We start from the raw sequence: 12816 nt of genomic DNA, 5'->3' as shown, positions 1-12816 counted from the left end.
TGATGGACAGGCAAGTTAAGGGCATCCTGGGCGCCAAGCTCGGCATGACTCAGGTCTGGGACAACAACAAGGTCGTCCCGGTGACCGTGGTGCAGGCCGGCCCGTGCGTCGTCACCCAGGTTCGTACCACTGAGAAGGACGGCTACACCGCCGTTCAGCTGGCTTTCGGCGCGATCAACCCGCGCAAGGTGAGCCAGCCCAAGGCGGGCCACTTCGCCAAGGCGAACGTCGCCCCCCGTCGGCACATCGTCGAGCTGCGCACCACTGACGCCGCCGACTATGAGCTCGGCCAGGAGGTCACCGTCTCCACGTTCGCGGCCGGTCAGGCCGTCGACGTGACGGGCAAGACCAAGGGCAAGGGCTTTGCCGGTGTCATGAAGCGCCACGGCTTCCACGGCCTCAAGGCCAGCCACGGCGTCGAGCGCAAGCACCGCTCGCCCGGTTCGATCGGCGCGTGCGCCACGCCGGGTCGCGTGTTCAAGGGCGTTCGCATGGCCGGCCGCATGGGTGGCGTGCGCTACACCGCGCCGGGCCTCACCGTGCACGCTGTCGACGTCGAGAACAACCTGCTGCTCGTGAAGGGCGCCATCCCGGGCCCGAAGGGTGCGCTCGTGCTCGTGCGCAGCGCCGCGAAGACGAAGAAGGGTGGTGCCGCGAAGTGACCACGGTTGACGTGATCAACGCTGAGGGCGCCAAGGCCGGTTCGGTCGAGCTGCCCGCCGACATCTTCGACGTGCAGGCGAACATCGCGCTCATGCACCAGGTCGTGGTGGCCCAGCTGGCCGCCGCGCGCCAGGGCACGCACAAGACGAAGCGCCGCGGTGAGGTCGCCGGTGGCGGCAAGAAGCCGTACAAGCAGAAGGGCACCGGTCGCGCCCGTCAGGGCTCGATCCGCGCGCCGCAGTTCGCCGGCGGTGGCGTCGTTCACGGCCCGCAGCCGCGTGACTACAGCCAGCGGACCCCGAAGAAGATGAAGGCCGCCGCGCTGCGCGGTGCCCTGTCGGACCGGGCCCGCAACGGCAAGCTGCACGTGGTCTCCGGCTTCGTGGCCGGCGAGACGCCGTCGACCAAGGCCGCCCTGGCCACGCTGAAGGCGACCGCGGGCGAGGCCCGCCGGGTGCTGGTCGTGCTGGGCGCCAACGACGAGATCAACTGGGTGAGCCTGCGCAACGTGCCGGAGGTGCACCTGCTGGAGGCGGGGCAGCTCAACACGTACGACGTGCTCGTCAGCGACGAGGTGGTCTTCACCGCCGAGGCGCTGGAGGAGTTCCTGGGCGTGCCCGCTGAGGAGGGTTCGAAGTGACGACGATTGCCGACCCGCGCGACATCATCGTCGCTCCGGTGGTCTCTGAGAAGAGCTACGGCGAGCTGAACCGCAACTGGTACACCTTCCTGGTGCACCCGGACGCGAACAAGACCCAGATCAAGATCGCTATTCAGCAGATCTTCAACGTCCGGGTGCTGACCGTGAACACGCTCAACCGCGAGGGCAAGCGCAAGCGCACCCGCACCGGCTGGGGTCAGCGCAAGGCGACGAAGCGCGCGATGGTGAAGCTCGCCGAGGGCGACCGCATCGACGCCTTCGGCGGACCGGTGAGCTGAGGGGTATAGAAGACAATGGGTATCCGTAAGTACAAGCCGACGACGCCGGGTCGCCGTGGCTCCAGCGTCGCCGACTTCGCCGAGGTCACCCGGTCGACGCCGGAGAAGTCGCTCGTCGTCCCGCTGCCGAAGAAGGGCGGCCGTAACGTTCACGGCCGCATCACCACGCGGCACCAGGGCGGCGGTCACAAGCGTCAGTACCGTCTGATCGACTTCAAGCGGGTGGACAAGGACGGCATCCCGGCCAAGGTCGCGCACATCGAGTACGACCCCAACCGCACCGCCCGCATCGCGCTGCTGCACTACGTGGACGGCGAGAAGCGCTACATCGTGGCGCCGAAGGACCTGAAGCAGGGCGACCCGATCGAGTCGGGTCCGGGTGCGGACATCAAGCCGGGCAACAACCTGCCGCTGCGCAACATCCCGGTCGGTACGACCGTGCACTGCGTGGAGCTGCGTCCGGGCGGCGGCGCCAAGCTGGCCCGCTCGGCCGGCGTCGGCATCCAGCTGCTGGGCCGCGAGGACGACTACGCCACGCTGCGTATGCCGTCGGGTGAGATCCGCAAGGTCGACGTCCGCTGCCGCGCGACCGTCGGCGAGATCGGCAACGCCGAGCAGTCGAACATCAACTGGGGTAAGGCCGGCCGTATGCGGTGGAAGGGCAAGCGCCCGACCGTCCGTGGTGTCGCGATGAACCCGGTCGACCACCCGCACGGTGGTGGTGAGGGTAAGACCTCTGGTGGTCGTCACCCGGTGAACCCGAAGGGCAAGCCCGAGGGTCGCACCCGCCGCAAGGGCCAGGCGAGCGACAAGCTGATCGTCCGCCGCCGCTACGCCACCCGCAAGCGCGGGTAATAGGGAGAGCTGACAGATGCCTCGCAGCCTGAAGAAGGGCCCCTTCATCGACGACCACCTGCTCAAGAAGGTGGAAGTGCAGAACGAGAAGGGCACCAAGAACGTCATCAAGACCTGGTCGCGGCGTTCGACGATCGTCCCGGAGATGCTGGGTCACACGATCGCCGTGCACGACGGGCGCAAGCACGTCCCGGTCTTCGTGTCGGAGGCGATGGTCGGGCACAAGCTCGGCGAGTTCGCCCTGACCCGCACGTTCAAGGGTCACGAGAAGGACGACCGGAAGAGTCGCCGTCGCTGACGGCGGACCGTTTAAAGGATTTAGGGGAAACACGATGCCTACGAATGACGCGCAGGCCGCGCCGGGCGCCCGTGCGGTCGCCCGCCACGTGCGCCTGTCCGCCAGCAAGGCGCGCCGTGTGGTCAACCTCGTCCGCGGTCTGCCCGCGAAGGAGGCACTGACGGTGCTGCAGTTCGCGCCGCAGGCGGCGAGCGAGCCGGTCTACAAGGTGCTGGCCAGCGCCATCGCCAACGCTGAGAACAACGAGCGGCTCGACCCGGACGCGCTGCTGGTCAGCGCCGCGTACGTGGACGAGGGCCCGACGCTGAAGCGGTTCCGGCCGCGGGCGCAGGGCCGGGCGTACCGGATCCGCAAGCGCACCTGCCACATCACCGTCGAGGTGGAGGCAGTCGCGCCGAAGGCGCCGGTCCGCAAGGCCACCGCCGCCGCGAAGGCCACTCCGGCCAAGGCCGCCAAGGCCGCCGAGAAGCCCGAGGTTGAGGCCGCCGAGCAGGAGGAGACCAAGTAATGGGTCAGAAAGTCCACCCGATTGGGTTCCGGCTCGGCATCTCGACCGACTGGAAGTCCCGCTGGTACGCGGACAAGCTCTACAAGGACTACATCGGCGAGGACGTCGCGATCCGCCGCATGATGGCCAAGGGCCTGGAGCGCGCCGGCATTTCCAAGGTCGAGATCGAGCGCACCCGGGACAAGGTTCGCATCGACATCCACACCGCCCGGCCGGGCATCGTCATCGGCCGGAAGGGTGCGGAGGCCGAGCGCCTGCGCGGCGAGCTGGAGAAGCTCACCAAGAAGCAGGTCCAGCTGAACATCCTCGAGGTCAAGAACCCCGAGTCGGACGCTCAGCTGGTCTCGCAGGGCATCGCCGAGCAGCTCTCGGGCCGCGTGGCGTTCCGCCGGGCGATGCGCAAGGCGATCCAGTCGGCCATGAAGAACCCCATGGTCAAGGGCATCCGGGTGCAGGTCTCCGGCCGTCTCGGCGGCGCTGAGATGAGCCGCACGGAGTTCTACCGTGAGGGTCGCGTGCCGCTGCACACGCTGCGCGCCAACATCGAGTACGGCTTCTTCGAGGCCCGTACCACCTTCGGCCGCATCGGCGTGAAGGTCTGGATCTACAAGGGTGACGCCGTGCCGGGTCGCGAGACCCCGGCCGAGGCCCCGGGCCGCCAGCGCCGTGAAGGCCGTGGCGGCGAGCGGTCCGAGCGGCCGCGCCGTGGCCGTTCGGGTGCCACCGGCACGACCGGTGCCGGCACCGAGGCCGGCCGTGCGGCCGCCGCGGAGCTCACCAAGGACAACGCCGACGCGGCTCCGGCCGCGGCGGTTGAGCAGGAGGGCTGAACAATGCTGATGCCGCGTAAGCCTCCGAATGGCTTCCGCAAGCCGCATCACCCCGACCGTTCCGGTCGGAGCAAGGGCGGCAACCGGGTGGTGTTCGGCGAGTTCGGCATTCAGGCGCTGGAGCCGGCGTACGTGACCAACCGGCAGATCGAGTCGGCGCGTATCGCCATGACCCGTCACATCCGCCGTGGTGGCAAGGTCTGGATCACGGTCTTCCCGGACCAGGCCCTGACCAAGAAGCCCGCTGAGACCCGCATGGGTTCCGGTAAGGGCTCGCCGGAGTGGTGGGTGGCGAACGTCAAGCCGGGTCGCATTCTCTTCGAGATGGCGTTCCCGAACGAGGAGACTGCTCGTGAGGCCATGCGCCGCGCGATCCACAAGCTCCCGATGAAGTGCCGAATCGTGAAGCGCGAAGTGGGTGAGGCGTGATGGCAGCCGGTACCAAGGCGGCCGAGCTGCGCGAGAGTTCCACCGAGGAACTGATCGCGAAGCTGCGGGAGGCCAAGGCGGAGCTGTTCAACCTCCGCGTGCAGGGTGCGACCGGCCAGCTGGACAACAACCGTCGGCTGGACGTGGTGCGCCGCGAGATCGCCCGGATCTACACGATCATGCGCGAACGTGAGCTCGGGCTCTCGGCCGCGCCGACTGAGGTGGCGTAGGGAACATGAGCGAGACCAACGAGAACGCAGTCGAGCGGAACCGGCGTAAGGTACGTGAGGGTCTGGTCGTCAGCGACAAGATGGACAAGACCGTCGTCGTGGCGGTCGAGGACCGGGTCAAGCACGCGCTGTACGGCAAGGTCCTGCGCCGTACCAGCAAGCTGAAGGCGCACGACGAGCAGAACGCGTGCGGCATCGGCGACCGGGTGCTGCTCATGGAGACCCGTCCGCTGTCCGCCACCAAGCGGTGGCGGGTCGTGGAGATCCTCGAGAAGGCCAAGTGACCCTGCCTCCGGCAGGTTCGCCGGCCGCCTAGCGGCCGAAGATCAGATAGCCGGTCGGGACGCCCACCAGGGCGTCCCGGGCGGTTCGAGTTCCGCCAGGCTCCGCCCGTCCCCCGGGCGGGCGGAGAACCGGCAGACATACAGGAGTTGACGTGATCCAGCAGGAGTCGCGACTGCGAGTCGCCGACAACACGGGTGCCCGGGAAATCCTGTGCATCCGCGTTCTCGGTGGTTCGGGTCGGCGCTACGCGAGCATCGGCGACGTCATCGTGGCCACCGTCAAGGACGCCATCCCCGGTGCCGGTGTGAAGAAGGGCGACGTCGTCAAGGCCGTCGTCGTTCGCACCGTCAAGGAGCGGCGCCGTCCCGACGGCTCGTACATCCGCTTCGACGAGAACGCCGCCGTCATCATCAAGGACGGTGGCGACCCGCGCGGTACCCGCATCTTCGGCCCGGTCGGCCGTGAGCTGCGGGACAAGCGCTTCATGAAGATCATCAGCCTTGCCCCGGAGGTGCTGTGACCATGAAGGTCAAGAAGGGCGACAAGGTCAAGGTCATCGCCGGCAAGGACAAGGGCAAGGAGGGTACGGTCATCGCGGCCTACCCCCGCACCGAGAAGGTCCTGGTCGAGGGCGTTAACCGGATCACCAAGCACGAGAAGATCCGCACCACCCAGCGGGGCGCCAAGACCGGCGGCATCGTCACCCAGGAGGCGCCGATCCACGTCTCCAACGTGATGGTGGTCGAGGACGGCCAGCCCGTGCGCGTGGGCTACAAGGTCGACGAGAACGGTGTGAAGGTTCGCATCTCCCGTCGCACCGGCAAGGAGCTGTGATGACGACGGCGACCGAGACCAAGACGCTGCCGCGTCTGAAGGAGCGCTACCGCAACGAGGTGGCCGGCCAGCTGCGCGAGCAGTTCGGCTACGCCAACCCGATGCAGGTGCCGGGCCTGGTGAAGATCGTGGTCAACATGGGCGTCGGCGAGGCGGCCCGTGACTCGAAGAAGATCGACGGTGCGGTCAAGGACCTCACCGCGATCACCGGCCAGAAGCCGCAGATCCGCAAGGCGACCAAGTCCATCGCGCAGTTCAAGCTGCGTGAGGGTATGCCGATCGGCGCGAAGGTCACCCTTCGCGGCGACCGCATGTGGGAGTTCCTGGACCGGCTCCTGTCGATCGCGCTGCCGCGTATCCGCGACTTCCGCGGTCTCGACGGGCGCAAGCTCGACGGGCACGGCAACTACACCTTCGGTCTGACCGAGCAGTCGGTTTTCCACGAGATCGACCAGGACCGGATCGACGCGGTGCGGGGCATGGACATCACGCTCGTGACCACCGCCACCACCGACGATGAGGGCCGGGCGCTGCTCAAGCTCCTGGGCTTCCCGTTCAAGGAGAACTGAGCACATGGCCAAGAAGGCGCTGATCATCAAGGCTGCGGCCAAGCCGAAGTTCGCGGTGCGCGCGTACACCCGGTGCCAGAAGTGCGGCCGGCCGAAGGCGGTCTACCGCAAGTTCGGTCTCTGCCGGGTCTGCGTCCGGGAGATGGCTCACCGCGGTGAGCTGCCCGGCGTGTCCAAGGCTTCCTGGTAAATCCAAGGCTTCCCCTTCGCCGTAGGCCCGGTGTGACACCGGGAACCGCGGCGAGAAAGGCTGATAAACAATGACGATGACCGACCCGATTGCAGACATGCTCACGCGTCTGCGCAACGCCAACCAGGCGTACCACGACCGGGTGACGATGCCCTACTCGAAGATCAAGGCCAACGTCGCCGAGGTCCTCAAGGCCGAGGGCTACATCGCCGCCTGGTCCGTCGAGGAGCCCACCGAGGGTGCCGTCGGCAAGAGCCTGATCGTCGAGCTGAAGTTCGGCCCGAACCGGGAGCGGAGCCTGGCCGGCATCCGGCGCGTCTCCAAGCCCGGCCTGCGGGTATACGCCAAGTCGCCCGAGCTGCCCCGTGTTCTGGGCGGTCTGGGTGTGGCGATCATTTCGACGTCTCAGGGGCTGCTCACCGACCGGCAGGCCCGTAAGCGCGGGGTGGGCGGGGAAGTCCTCGCCTACGTCTGGTGAGGAAGGTCTGCAATGTCGCGAATCGGACGTAAGCCGATCCCGGTGCCTTCCGGCGTCGAGATCACCATCGATGGCCAGACCGTCAAGGTCAAGGGCCCCAAGGGCACGCTCGAGCACACGCTGAGCGAGCCGATCGTCGCGGAGCGCGGGGAGAACGGCGAGCTGCTGGTCACCCGCCCCAACGACGAGCGCCGCGCCAAGGAGCTGCACGGTCTCTCTCGTACCCTGGTCGCCAACATGATCGTCGGCGTCACCGACGGGTACAAGAAGAGCCTGGAGATCAACGGCACCGGTTACCGTGTCACCGCCAAGGGTTCCGACCTCGAGTTCGCGCTCGGGTTCTCGCACCCCGTCGTGGTGAACCCGCCGGCCGGCATCACCTTCGCGGTGGAGAAGCCGACGCTGTTCCACATCTCCGGCATCGACAAGCAGCTCGTCGGTGAGGTTGCCGCCAACATCCGGAAGATCCGCCCGCCGGAGCCCTACAAGGGCAAGGGCGTCAAGTACCAGGGCGAGGTCATCCGCCGTAAGGCCGGTAAGGCTGGAAAGGCAGGTAAGAAGTGACCGCCACGCTGCTCAAGCGCCGCAACGGCGTCGCCGCCAAGCGGGCCGTCGGCAAGGCGCGTCGGCACTTCCGCATCCGCCGCAACCTCAGCGGCACCGCCGAGCGCCCCCGCCTGGTCGTCAACCGCACCCTGCGCCACATCTGGGTCCAGATCGTGGACGACACCAAGGGTCACACCGTGGTGTCCGCCTCGAGCATGGACGCCTCGATCAAGGGCGCCGAGGGCGACAAGAGCGCCGTCGCCGGCAAGGTGGGCACCCTGCTCGCCGAGCGGGCGAAGGCCGCCGGCATCACCAAGGTCGTCTTCGACCGCGGTGGCAACCGCTACGCGGGCCGCATCGCGGCTCTGGCGGAGGCCGCTCGCGGTGCTGGACTCGAGTTCTAGGAAAGGTGGCTGGGATAATGCCAGGACCACAGCGCCGGGGCACGGGTTCCGGTAACACTGAGGGCGGCGAGGGCCGCGGTCGCGGCGAGCGTCGCGGTCGCGGCGAGGGCCGCGGCAACGCGCCGGTCGAGAAGACCCCGCACCTCGAGCGGGTCGTCACGATCAACCGCGTGGCCAAGGTCGTCAAGGGCGGCCGGCGCTTCAGCTTCACCGCGCTGGTCATCGTCGGTGACGGCGAGGGCAACGTCGGCGTCGGCTACGGCAAGGCCAAGGAGGTGCCCGCGGCGATCGCCAAGGGCGTCGAGGAGGCCAAGAAGCACTTCTTCCGGGTTCCCCGCATCAACAGCACCATCCCGCACCCCGTGCAGGGTGAGGCGGCGGCCGGTGTCGTGCTGCTGAAGCCGGCGTCCGCCGGTACCGGTGTCATCGCCGGCGGCCCGGTGCGTGCCGTGCTGGAGTGCGCGGGCATCCACGACGTGCTGTCGAAGAGCCTCGGCTCCTCGAACCCGATCAACATCGTGCACGCCACCGTGGCCGCGCTGAAGATGCTGGAGTCCCCGGAGGCCATCGCGGCCCGCCGTGGGCTGCCGGTCGAGGACGTCGCGCCGGCCGCGCTGCTGGCCGCGCGTGCGGGAGCGGGTGCGTAATGGCACGTTTGAAGGTGACCCAGCTGCGTTCTGAGATCGGGCGCAAGCGTAACCAGCGCGAGTCGCTGCGTTCGCTCGGGCTCAAGCGGATCAACGACGTGGTGGTCAAGGAGGACCGTCCCGAGATTCGGGGCATGATCTTCGCGGTCAGCCACCTCGTGAAGGTCGAGGAGGTTGAGTAATGACGATCAAGATCCACCACCTCCGCCCGGCGCCCGGTGCCAAGACCGCCAAGACCCGTCTGGGTCGCGGTGAGGGCTCCAAGGGCAAGACCGCCGGTCGCGGTACCAAGGGTACGAAGGCCCGCTACCAGGTGAAGCCGTCGTTCGAGGGTGGGCAGATGCCTATCCACATGCGGCTTCCGAAGATGAAGGGCTTCCGGAACAAGTTCAAGGTCGTGTTCCAGGTCGTGAACCTGGACCGGCTGGCCGAGCTGTTCCCCAACGGCGGCGAGATCGGCCCGCTGGAGCTGGCCGAGGCCGGTGCGGTCCGCAAGGGCCACCCGGTCAAGGTGCTCGGCACCGGCGAGCTCGGCGGCGTGAAGCTCTCGGTGAAGGCGCACGCGTTCAGCGCCTCCGCCAAGGAGAAGATCGCTGCCGCCGGCGGCTCCGTCACGGAGCTGTAAGGCGAATGCCGTAGCAGTGGCGCCCGACCTACCATTGGTCGGGCGCCACTCTCGGCTAAGGGCTCCTGAGCCCGGACGCAGGTCGTTCCTACTGGGCACGGCGGCTGTCAGGGCCTAGGCTGGCACAGATATGTGCCGCACAGACCTGACCATTGAGCGTCGGGACTGTTAGAGTCCGATCCCAGCTACGCGTAAACTGCGCGTGGCGCGGTGACGGCCGACCGTAAGCGGTCCCGGCCACACCGAGTACCTCACCGTCACGCCCCTTACCACAGCCACCGGCCCCCGGTGCCGCGCGCAGGAGGAAGAAGTTGCTCTCCGCTTTTGTCAGTGCGTTCAAGACGCCTGACCTGCGCAAGAAGATTCTGTTCACGCTCGGGATCATCGCCATCTACCGCCTTGGTGCCACGCTGCCCAGCCCCGGTGTCTCCTACGGGAACGTGCAGAAGTGCATCACCGCGATGGAGAGCGGCGCCGAGAGCGGGGTCTTCACGCTTCTCAACCTCTTCTCTGGTGGCGCGCTGCTGTCGCTGTCGGTCTTCGCGCTCGGCATCATGCCGTACATCACGGCGTCGATCATCCTGCAGCTGCTGACCGTGGTCATCCCGCGACTGGAGCAGCTCCGCAAGGAGGGCCAGTCGGGCCAGGCGAAGATCACGCAGTACACCCGCTACCTGACCCTGGGCCTGGCGGTGCTGCAGTCCTCGGCGTTCGTCGCGCTGGCCCGCTCGGGCCAGCTGTTCAACGGCGCCTGCGACCAGTTCCCGATCGTGCCGGACACCAGCCTGCCCCAGTGGGTCACGCTGACCGCCCTGGTGGTCACCATGACCGCGGGCACCGGTGTCGTCATGTGGCTGGGTGAGCTCATCACCGACCGCGGCGTCGGCAACGGCATGTCCGTCCTGATCTTCACCTCGATCGCCGCCCGCCTCCCTGCCGAGGGCTGGACCCTCAAGGAGGCCAAGGGCTGGTGGGGCTTCGTCGGCGTGCTGGCGCTGGTCGTGGTCGTGATCGCGCTGGTGGTGTACATCGAGCAGGCGCAGCGCCGCATCCCGGTGCAGTACGCCAAGCGCATGGTGGGCCGGCGCATGTACGGCGGCACCTCGACGTACATCCCGCTGAAGGTCAACCAGGCGGGTGTCATCCCGGTCATCTTCGCGTCGTCGCTGCTGTACCTGCCCACGCTGGCGCTCCAGTTCATGGACAGCACGGACCCGAGCAAGGTCTACCTCTGGATCCAGACCTACCTGACGGATCCCACCCACTGGAGCTACATCGCGCTCTACTTCGCGATGATCATCTTCTTCACGTACTTCTACGTCTCGATCACGTTCAACCCGACCGAGATCGCGGACAACATGAAGAAGTACGGCGGCTTCGTGCCGGGTATCCGTCCGGGCAAGCCCACGGCGGACTACCTGGAGTTCATCCTCAGCCGGATCACCCTGCCGGGCGCGCTCTACCTGGGCATCATCGCGATCCTGCCGAACATGTTCTTCATCTGGCTGGACTCGCAGAGCTACCAGAACTTCCCCTTCGGCGGCACGGCCGTGCTGATCATGGTGGGTGTGGGCCTGGAGACGGTCAAGCAGATCGAGAGCCAGCTCATGCAGCGCAGCTACGAAGGGTTCCTCCGATGAGCAACCAGACGCAGCGGATCGGCGGTGCGTTCCTGCGCCGCCGGTTCGCCGGTCTTCGGGAGGTGCCGTGATGCGGCTGGTGCTGGTGGGTCCGCCGGGGGCGGGCAAGGGTACGCAGGCGGAGTTCATCGCCGCGCACCTCTCCGTGCCGAAGATCTCGACGGGTGACATCTTCCGCGCCAACGTCTCGCAGGGCACGCCGCTCGGCCTGGAGGCCAAGCGATACATGGACGCCGGCGGCCTGGTGCCGGACGAGGTGACCATCAACATGGTGCGCGGCCGGCTGGCCGAGCAGGACGCCGTGGACGGCTTCCTGCTCGACGGCTTCCCGCGCACCGTGCCGCAGGCCGTCGCGCTGGACAAGATGCTGGCCGACACGGGCGCGACCCTGGACCTGGTGCTGGAGCTGATCGTCGACAACGACGAGGTCATCCGCCGCCTGTCCGGCCGCCGCACCTGCCACGGCTGCAAGAAGATCTGGCACGTCGAGTTCGACCCGACCAGCAACGAGGGCGTCTGCGACCGCTGCGGGGGCGAGCTCTACCAGCGGGACGACGACAAGGCCGAGACCATCACGGAGCGGCTCAAGGTCTACGGCCGCGACACCGCGCCGCTGGTCGACCACTACGGCGCCCAGGGCAAGCTGGTCGGCATCGACGCCACCGGCCCGGTGGAGGACGTCACCGAGCGGGCCATCAACGAGCTGCGCTCGTTCAGCGCGTAACATTGCCTGGCGCGCGGCGGTGGGGCCGGCGCCTGCGGGACTACGGCTACGCCTCGTCGCGCTGAGCGGGACGACCGAGCATCGCACGGGACCCCGCCGGGTGTGAGCACCCGGCGGGGACCGGCGTTCGGGGAAGGCGACGGCCGAGCACATGGACATCGAGATCAAGACCCCGGAGCAGCTGCGGCTGATGCGCGCGGCCGGCCTGGTGGTGGCAGCGGCCCTGGCCGCGACCCGCGAGGCGGTCAAGCCCGGGGTGAGCACCGCCGAGCTCGACGCGATCGCCGAGGACGTGATCCGGTCACACGGCGCGATCCCGTCCTTCAAGGGCTATCACGGCTTCCCGGCGACGATCTGCTCGTCGGTCAACGAGCAGATCGTGCACACCATCCCCAACCCGAAGCACGTGCTGGCCGAGGGCGACCTGATCTCCATCGACTGCGGCGCGATCCTGAACGGCTGGCACGGCGACGCGGCGATCACCGTGGGCGTCGGCGAGACCCGGCCCGAGCTGCTGCGCATGGCCGAGGTCGCGGAGGACGCCATGTGGGCCGGCATCGCGGCCGCGGCCCGGGGCGTGCGCGCCGGCACGGGGCGGCTCACCGACATCTCGTACGCGGTGGAGTCCGCGGTCCGCAAGGCGCCGCGCAAGTACGGCATCGTCAAGGGCTACGGCGGGCACGGCATCGGCACCGCCATGCACCAGGACCCGCATATCCACAACCACGGCCGCCCCGGCCGCGGCCCGCAGCTGATCCCCGGCATGGCGCTCGCCATCGAGCCGATGATCACGATGGGCTCGGCGCGCACCGCCGAGCTGTCCGACGGCTGGACGGTGGTCACCACCGACGGCTCGTACGCCGCACACGTGGAGCACTCGATCGGCCTGTTCTCCGACGGTGTGTGGGTGCTCACCGCTCCCGACGGCGGCGCGGCCCGGCTCGGCGACCTTCTCACCAGCGCCGCCGCCTGAGTGTGGATTGCGACACTCCCGGCCGCGGGTGCTGGGGGGTGGTTTGGTGTCGATGCCCACGTGGGCGTAGACTGACCAATCGGCGCACCGCGTCCACTCCGCCATGCTCCCCGCGCTTCGGGGGTCGGCGGAACCGCGGCTGGCGCGAT

At 68.2% G+C, this 12816-nt stretch carries 23 protein-coding genes; all 23 read left to right on the top strand.

All coding sequences use genetic code 11. The features are described 5' to 3' along the window. Nucleotides 1-2 precede the first annotated feature (2 nt). On the top strand, nucleotides 3-662 hold the full coding sequence (gene rplC / locus Cba03nite_RS03605; RefSeq protein ID WP_203741737.1) for a 50S ribosomal protein L3: 660 nt from the start codon (nucleotides 3-5) through the stop codon (nucleotides 660-662). Further along, nucleotides 659-1303 (top strand): 50S ribosomal protein L4, encoded by a 645-nt coding sequence (gene rplD / locus Cba03nite_RS03600; RefSeq protein WP_203741735.1) that lies wholly within the window; start codon nucleotides 659-661, stop codon nucleotides 1301-1303. Before rplC ends, rplD begins: the two co-directional genes overlap by 4 nt. After that, nucleotides 1300-1602 (top strand): 50S ribosomal protein L23, encoded by a 303-nt coding sequence (rplW, locus tag Cba03nite_RS03595; RefSeq protein ID WP_203741733.1) that lies wholly within the window; start codon nucleotides 1300-1302, stop codon nucleotides 1600-1602. Before rplD ends, rplW begins: the two co-directional genes overlap by 4 nt. Before the next feature lie 15 nt (nucleotides 1603-1617). After that, nucleotides 1618-2457 (top strand): 50S ribosomal protein L2, encoded by an 840-nt coding sequence (rplB, locus tag Cba03nite_RS03590; protein WP_203741731.1) that lies wholly within the window; start codon nucleotides 1618-1620, stop codon nucleotides 2455-2457. Nucleotides 2458-2473: 16 nt separating this feature from the next. Beyond that, complete coding sequence (gene rpsS, locus Cba03nite_RS03585; protein ID WP_203741729.1) at nucleotides 2474-2755, top strand: 30S ribosomal protein S19; 282 nt, start codon at nucleotides 2474-2476, stop codon at nucleotides 2753-2755. Nucleotides 2756-2789: 34 nt separating this feature from the next. Further along, nucleotides 2790-3263 carry a 50S ribosomal protein L22 gene (gene rplV, locus Cba03nite_RS03580; RefSeq protein WP_203741727.1) on the top strand — a complete coding sequence of 158 codons (474 nt, stop codon included), beginning with the start codon at nucleotides 2790-2792 and terminating at the stop codon, nucleotides 3261-3263. Next, nucleotides 3263-4093, top strand: coding sequence for a 30S ribosomal protein S3 (gene rpsC, locus Cba03nite_RS03575; RefSeq protein ID WP_203741719.1), 831 nt, complete (start codon nucleotides 3263-3265; stop codon nucleotides 4091-4093). Before rplV ends, rpsC begins: the two co-directional genes overlap by 1 nt. Before the next feature lie 3 nt (nucleotides 4094-4096). Beyond that, entirely contained in the window at nucleotides 4097-4522 is a 426-nt protein-coding gene (rplP, locus tag Cba03nite_RS03570; protein ID WP_203741717.1) for a 50S ribosomal protein L16, read from the top strand. Next, complete coding sequence (gene rpmC, locus Cba03nite_RS03565) at nucleotides 4522-4752, top strand: 50S ribosomal protein L29 (protein WP_203741715.1); 231 nt, start codon at nucleotides 4522-4524, stop codon at nucleotides 4750-4752. The genes rplP and rpmC overlap by 1 nt, the downstream gene beginning before the upstream one ends. Nucleotides 4753-4757: 5 nt before the next feature. After that, nucleotides 4758-5036 (top strand): 30S ribosomal protein S17, encoded by a 279-nt coding sequence (gene rpsQ, locus Cba03nite_RS03560; RefSeq protein ID WP_203741714.1) that lies wholly within the window; start codon nucleotides 4758-4760, stop codon nucleotides 5034-5036. 152 nt (nucleotides 5037-5188) lie between these two features. Then, nucleotides 5189-5557, top strand: a complete 369-nt coding sequence (gene rplN, locus Cba03nite_RS03555; RefSeq protein WP_203741712.1) for a 50S ribosomal protein L14 — start codon at nucleotides 5189-5191, stop codon at nucleotides 5555-5557. Next, nucleotides 5554-5871, top strand: coding sequence for a 50S ribosomal protein L24 (gene rplX / locus Cba03nite_RS03550; protein WP_203741709.1), 318 nt, complete (start codon nucleotides 5554-5556; stop codon nucleotides 5869-5871). Before rplN ends, rplX begins: the two co-directional genes overlap by 4 nt. After that, on the top strand, nucleotides 5871-6440 hold the full coding sequence (gene rplE, locus Cba03nite_RS03545) for a 50S ribosomal protein L5 (protein WP_203741707.1): 570 nt from the start codon (nucleotides 5871-5873) through the stop codon (nucleotides 6438-6440). The genes rplX and rplE overlap by 1 nt, the downstream gene beginning before the upstream one ends. A gap of 4 nt (nucleotides 6441-6444) precedes the next feature. Beyond that, the gene (locus Cba03nite_RS03540; RefSeq protein ID WP_155374087.1) at nucleotides 6445-6630 is read left to right on the top strand and encodes a type Z 30S ribosomal protein S14; all 186 of its coding nucleotides are present in this window, start codon (nucleotides 6445-6447) and stop codon (nucleotides 6628-6630) included. Nucleotides 6631-6700: 70 nt separating this feature from the next. Next, entirely contained in the window at nucleotides 6701-7108 is a 408-nt protein-coding gene (gene rpsH / locus Cba03nite_RS03535; RefSeq protein WP_203741705.1) for a 30S ribosomal protein S8, read from the top strand. A gap of 12 nt (nucleotides 7109-7120) precedes the next feature. Beyond that, the gene (gene rplF, locus Cba03nite_RS03530; protein WP_203741703.1) at nucleotides 7121-7672 is read left to right on the top strand and encodes a 50S ribosomal protein L6; all 552 of its coding nucleotides are present in this window, start codon (nucleotides 7121-7123) and stop codon (nucleotides 7670-7672) included. Continuing rightward, a complete protein-coding gene (gene rplR, locus Cba03nite_RS03525; protein WP_203741702.1) occupies nucleotides 7669-8058 on the top strand; it encodes a 50S ribosomal protein L18 in 390 nt (129 codons plus the stop codon). The genes rplF and rplR overlap by 4 nt, the downstream gene beginning before the upstream one ends. 17 nt (nucleotides 8059-8075) lie before the next feature. Beyond that, nucleotides 8076-8705, top strand: a complete 630-nt coding sequence (rpsE, locus tag Cba03nite_RS03520; RefSeq protein WP_203741700.1) for a 30S ribosomal protein S5 — start codon at nucleotides 8076-8078, stop codon at nucleotides 8703-8705. After that, nucleotides 8705-8887 carry a 50S ribosomal protein L30 gene (gene rpmD / locus Cba03nite_RS03515; RefSeq protein ID WP_203741698.1) on the top strand — a complete coding sequence of 61 codons (183 nt, stop codon included), beginning with the start codon at nucleotides 8705-8707 and terminating at the stop codon, nucleotides 8885-8887. Before rpsE ends, rpmD begins: the two co-directional genes overlap by 1 nt. Further along, entirely contained in the window at nucleotides 8887-9330 is a 444-nt protein-coding gene (gene rplO / locus Cba03nite_RS03510; protein WP_203741696.1) for a 50S ribosomal protein L15, read from the top strand. Before rpmD ends, rplO begins: the two co-directional genes overlap by 1 nt. Nucleotides 9331-9641: 311 nt before the next feature. Next, complete coding sequence (gene secY / locus Cba03nite_RS03505; RefSeq protein ID WP_203741694.1) at nucleotides 9642-10970, top strand: preprotein translocase subunit SecY; 1329 nt, start codon at nucleotides 9642-9644, stop codon at nucleotides 10968-10970. 70 nt (nucleotides 10971-11040) lie between these two features. After that, the gene (locus tag Cba03nite_RS03500) at nucleotides 11041-11694 is read left to right on the top strand and encodes an adenylate kinase (protein ID WP_203741692.1); all 654 of its coding nucleotides are present in this window, start codon (nucleotides 11041-11043) and stop codon (nucleotides 11692-11694) included. 151 nt (nucleotides 11695-11845) lie between these two features. After that, complete coding sequence (gene map, locus Cba03nite_RS03495; protein WP_203741690.1) at nucleotides 11846-12667, top strand: type I methionyl aminopeptidase; 822 nt, start codon at nucleotides 11846-11848, stop codon at nucleotides 12665-12667. Nucleotides 12668-12816 lie beyond the last annotated feature (149 nt).

Source organism: Catellatospora bangladeshensis (genome assembly GCF_016862575.1).
Classification (GTDB): domain Bacteria; phylum Actinomycetota; class Actinomycetes; order Mycobacteriales; family Micromonosporaceae; genus Catellatospora; species Catellatospora bangladeshensis.
Note: the sequence above shows the minus strand (reverse complement) of the source record. Positions and strands in the feature narration are given on the sequence as shown.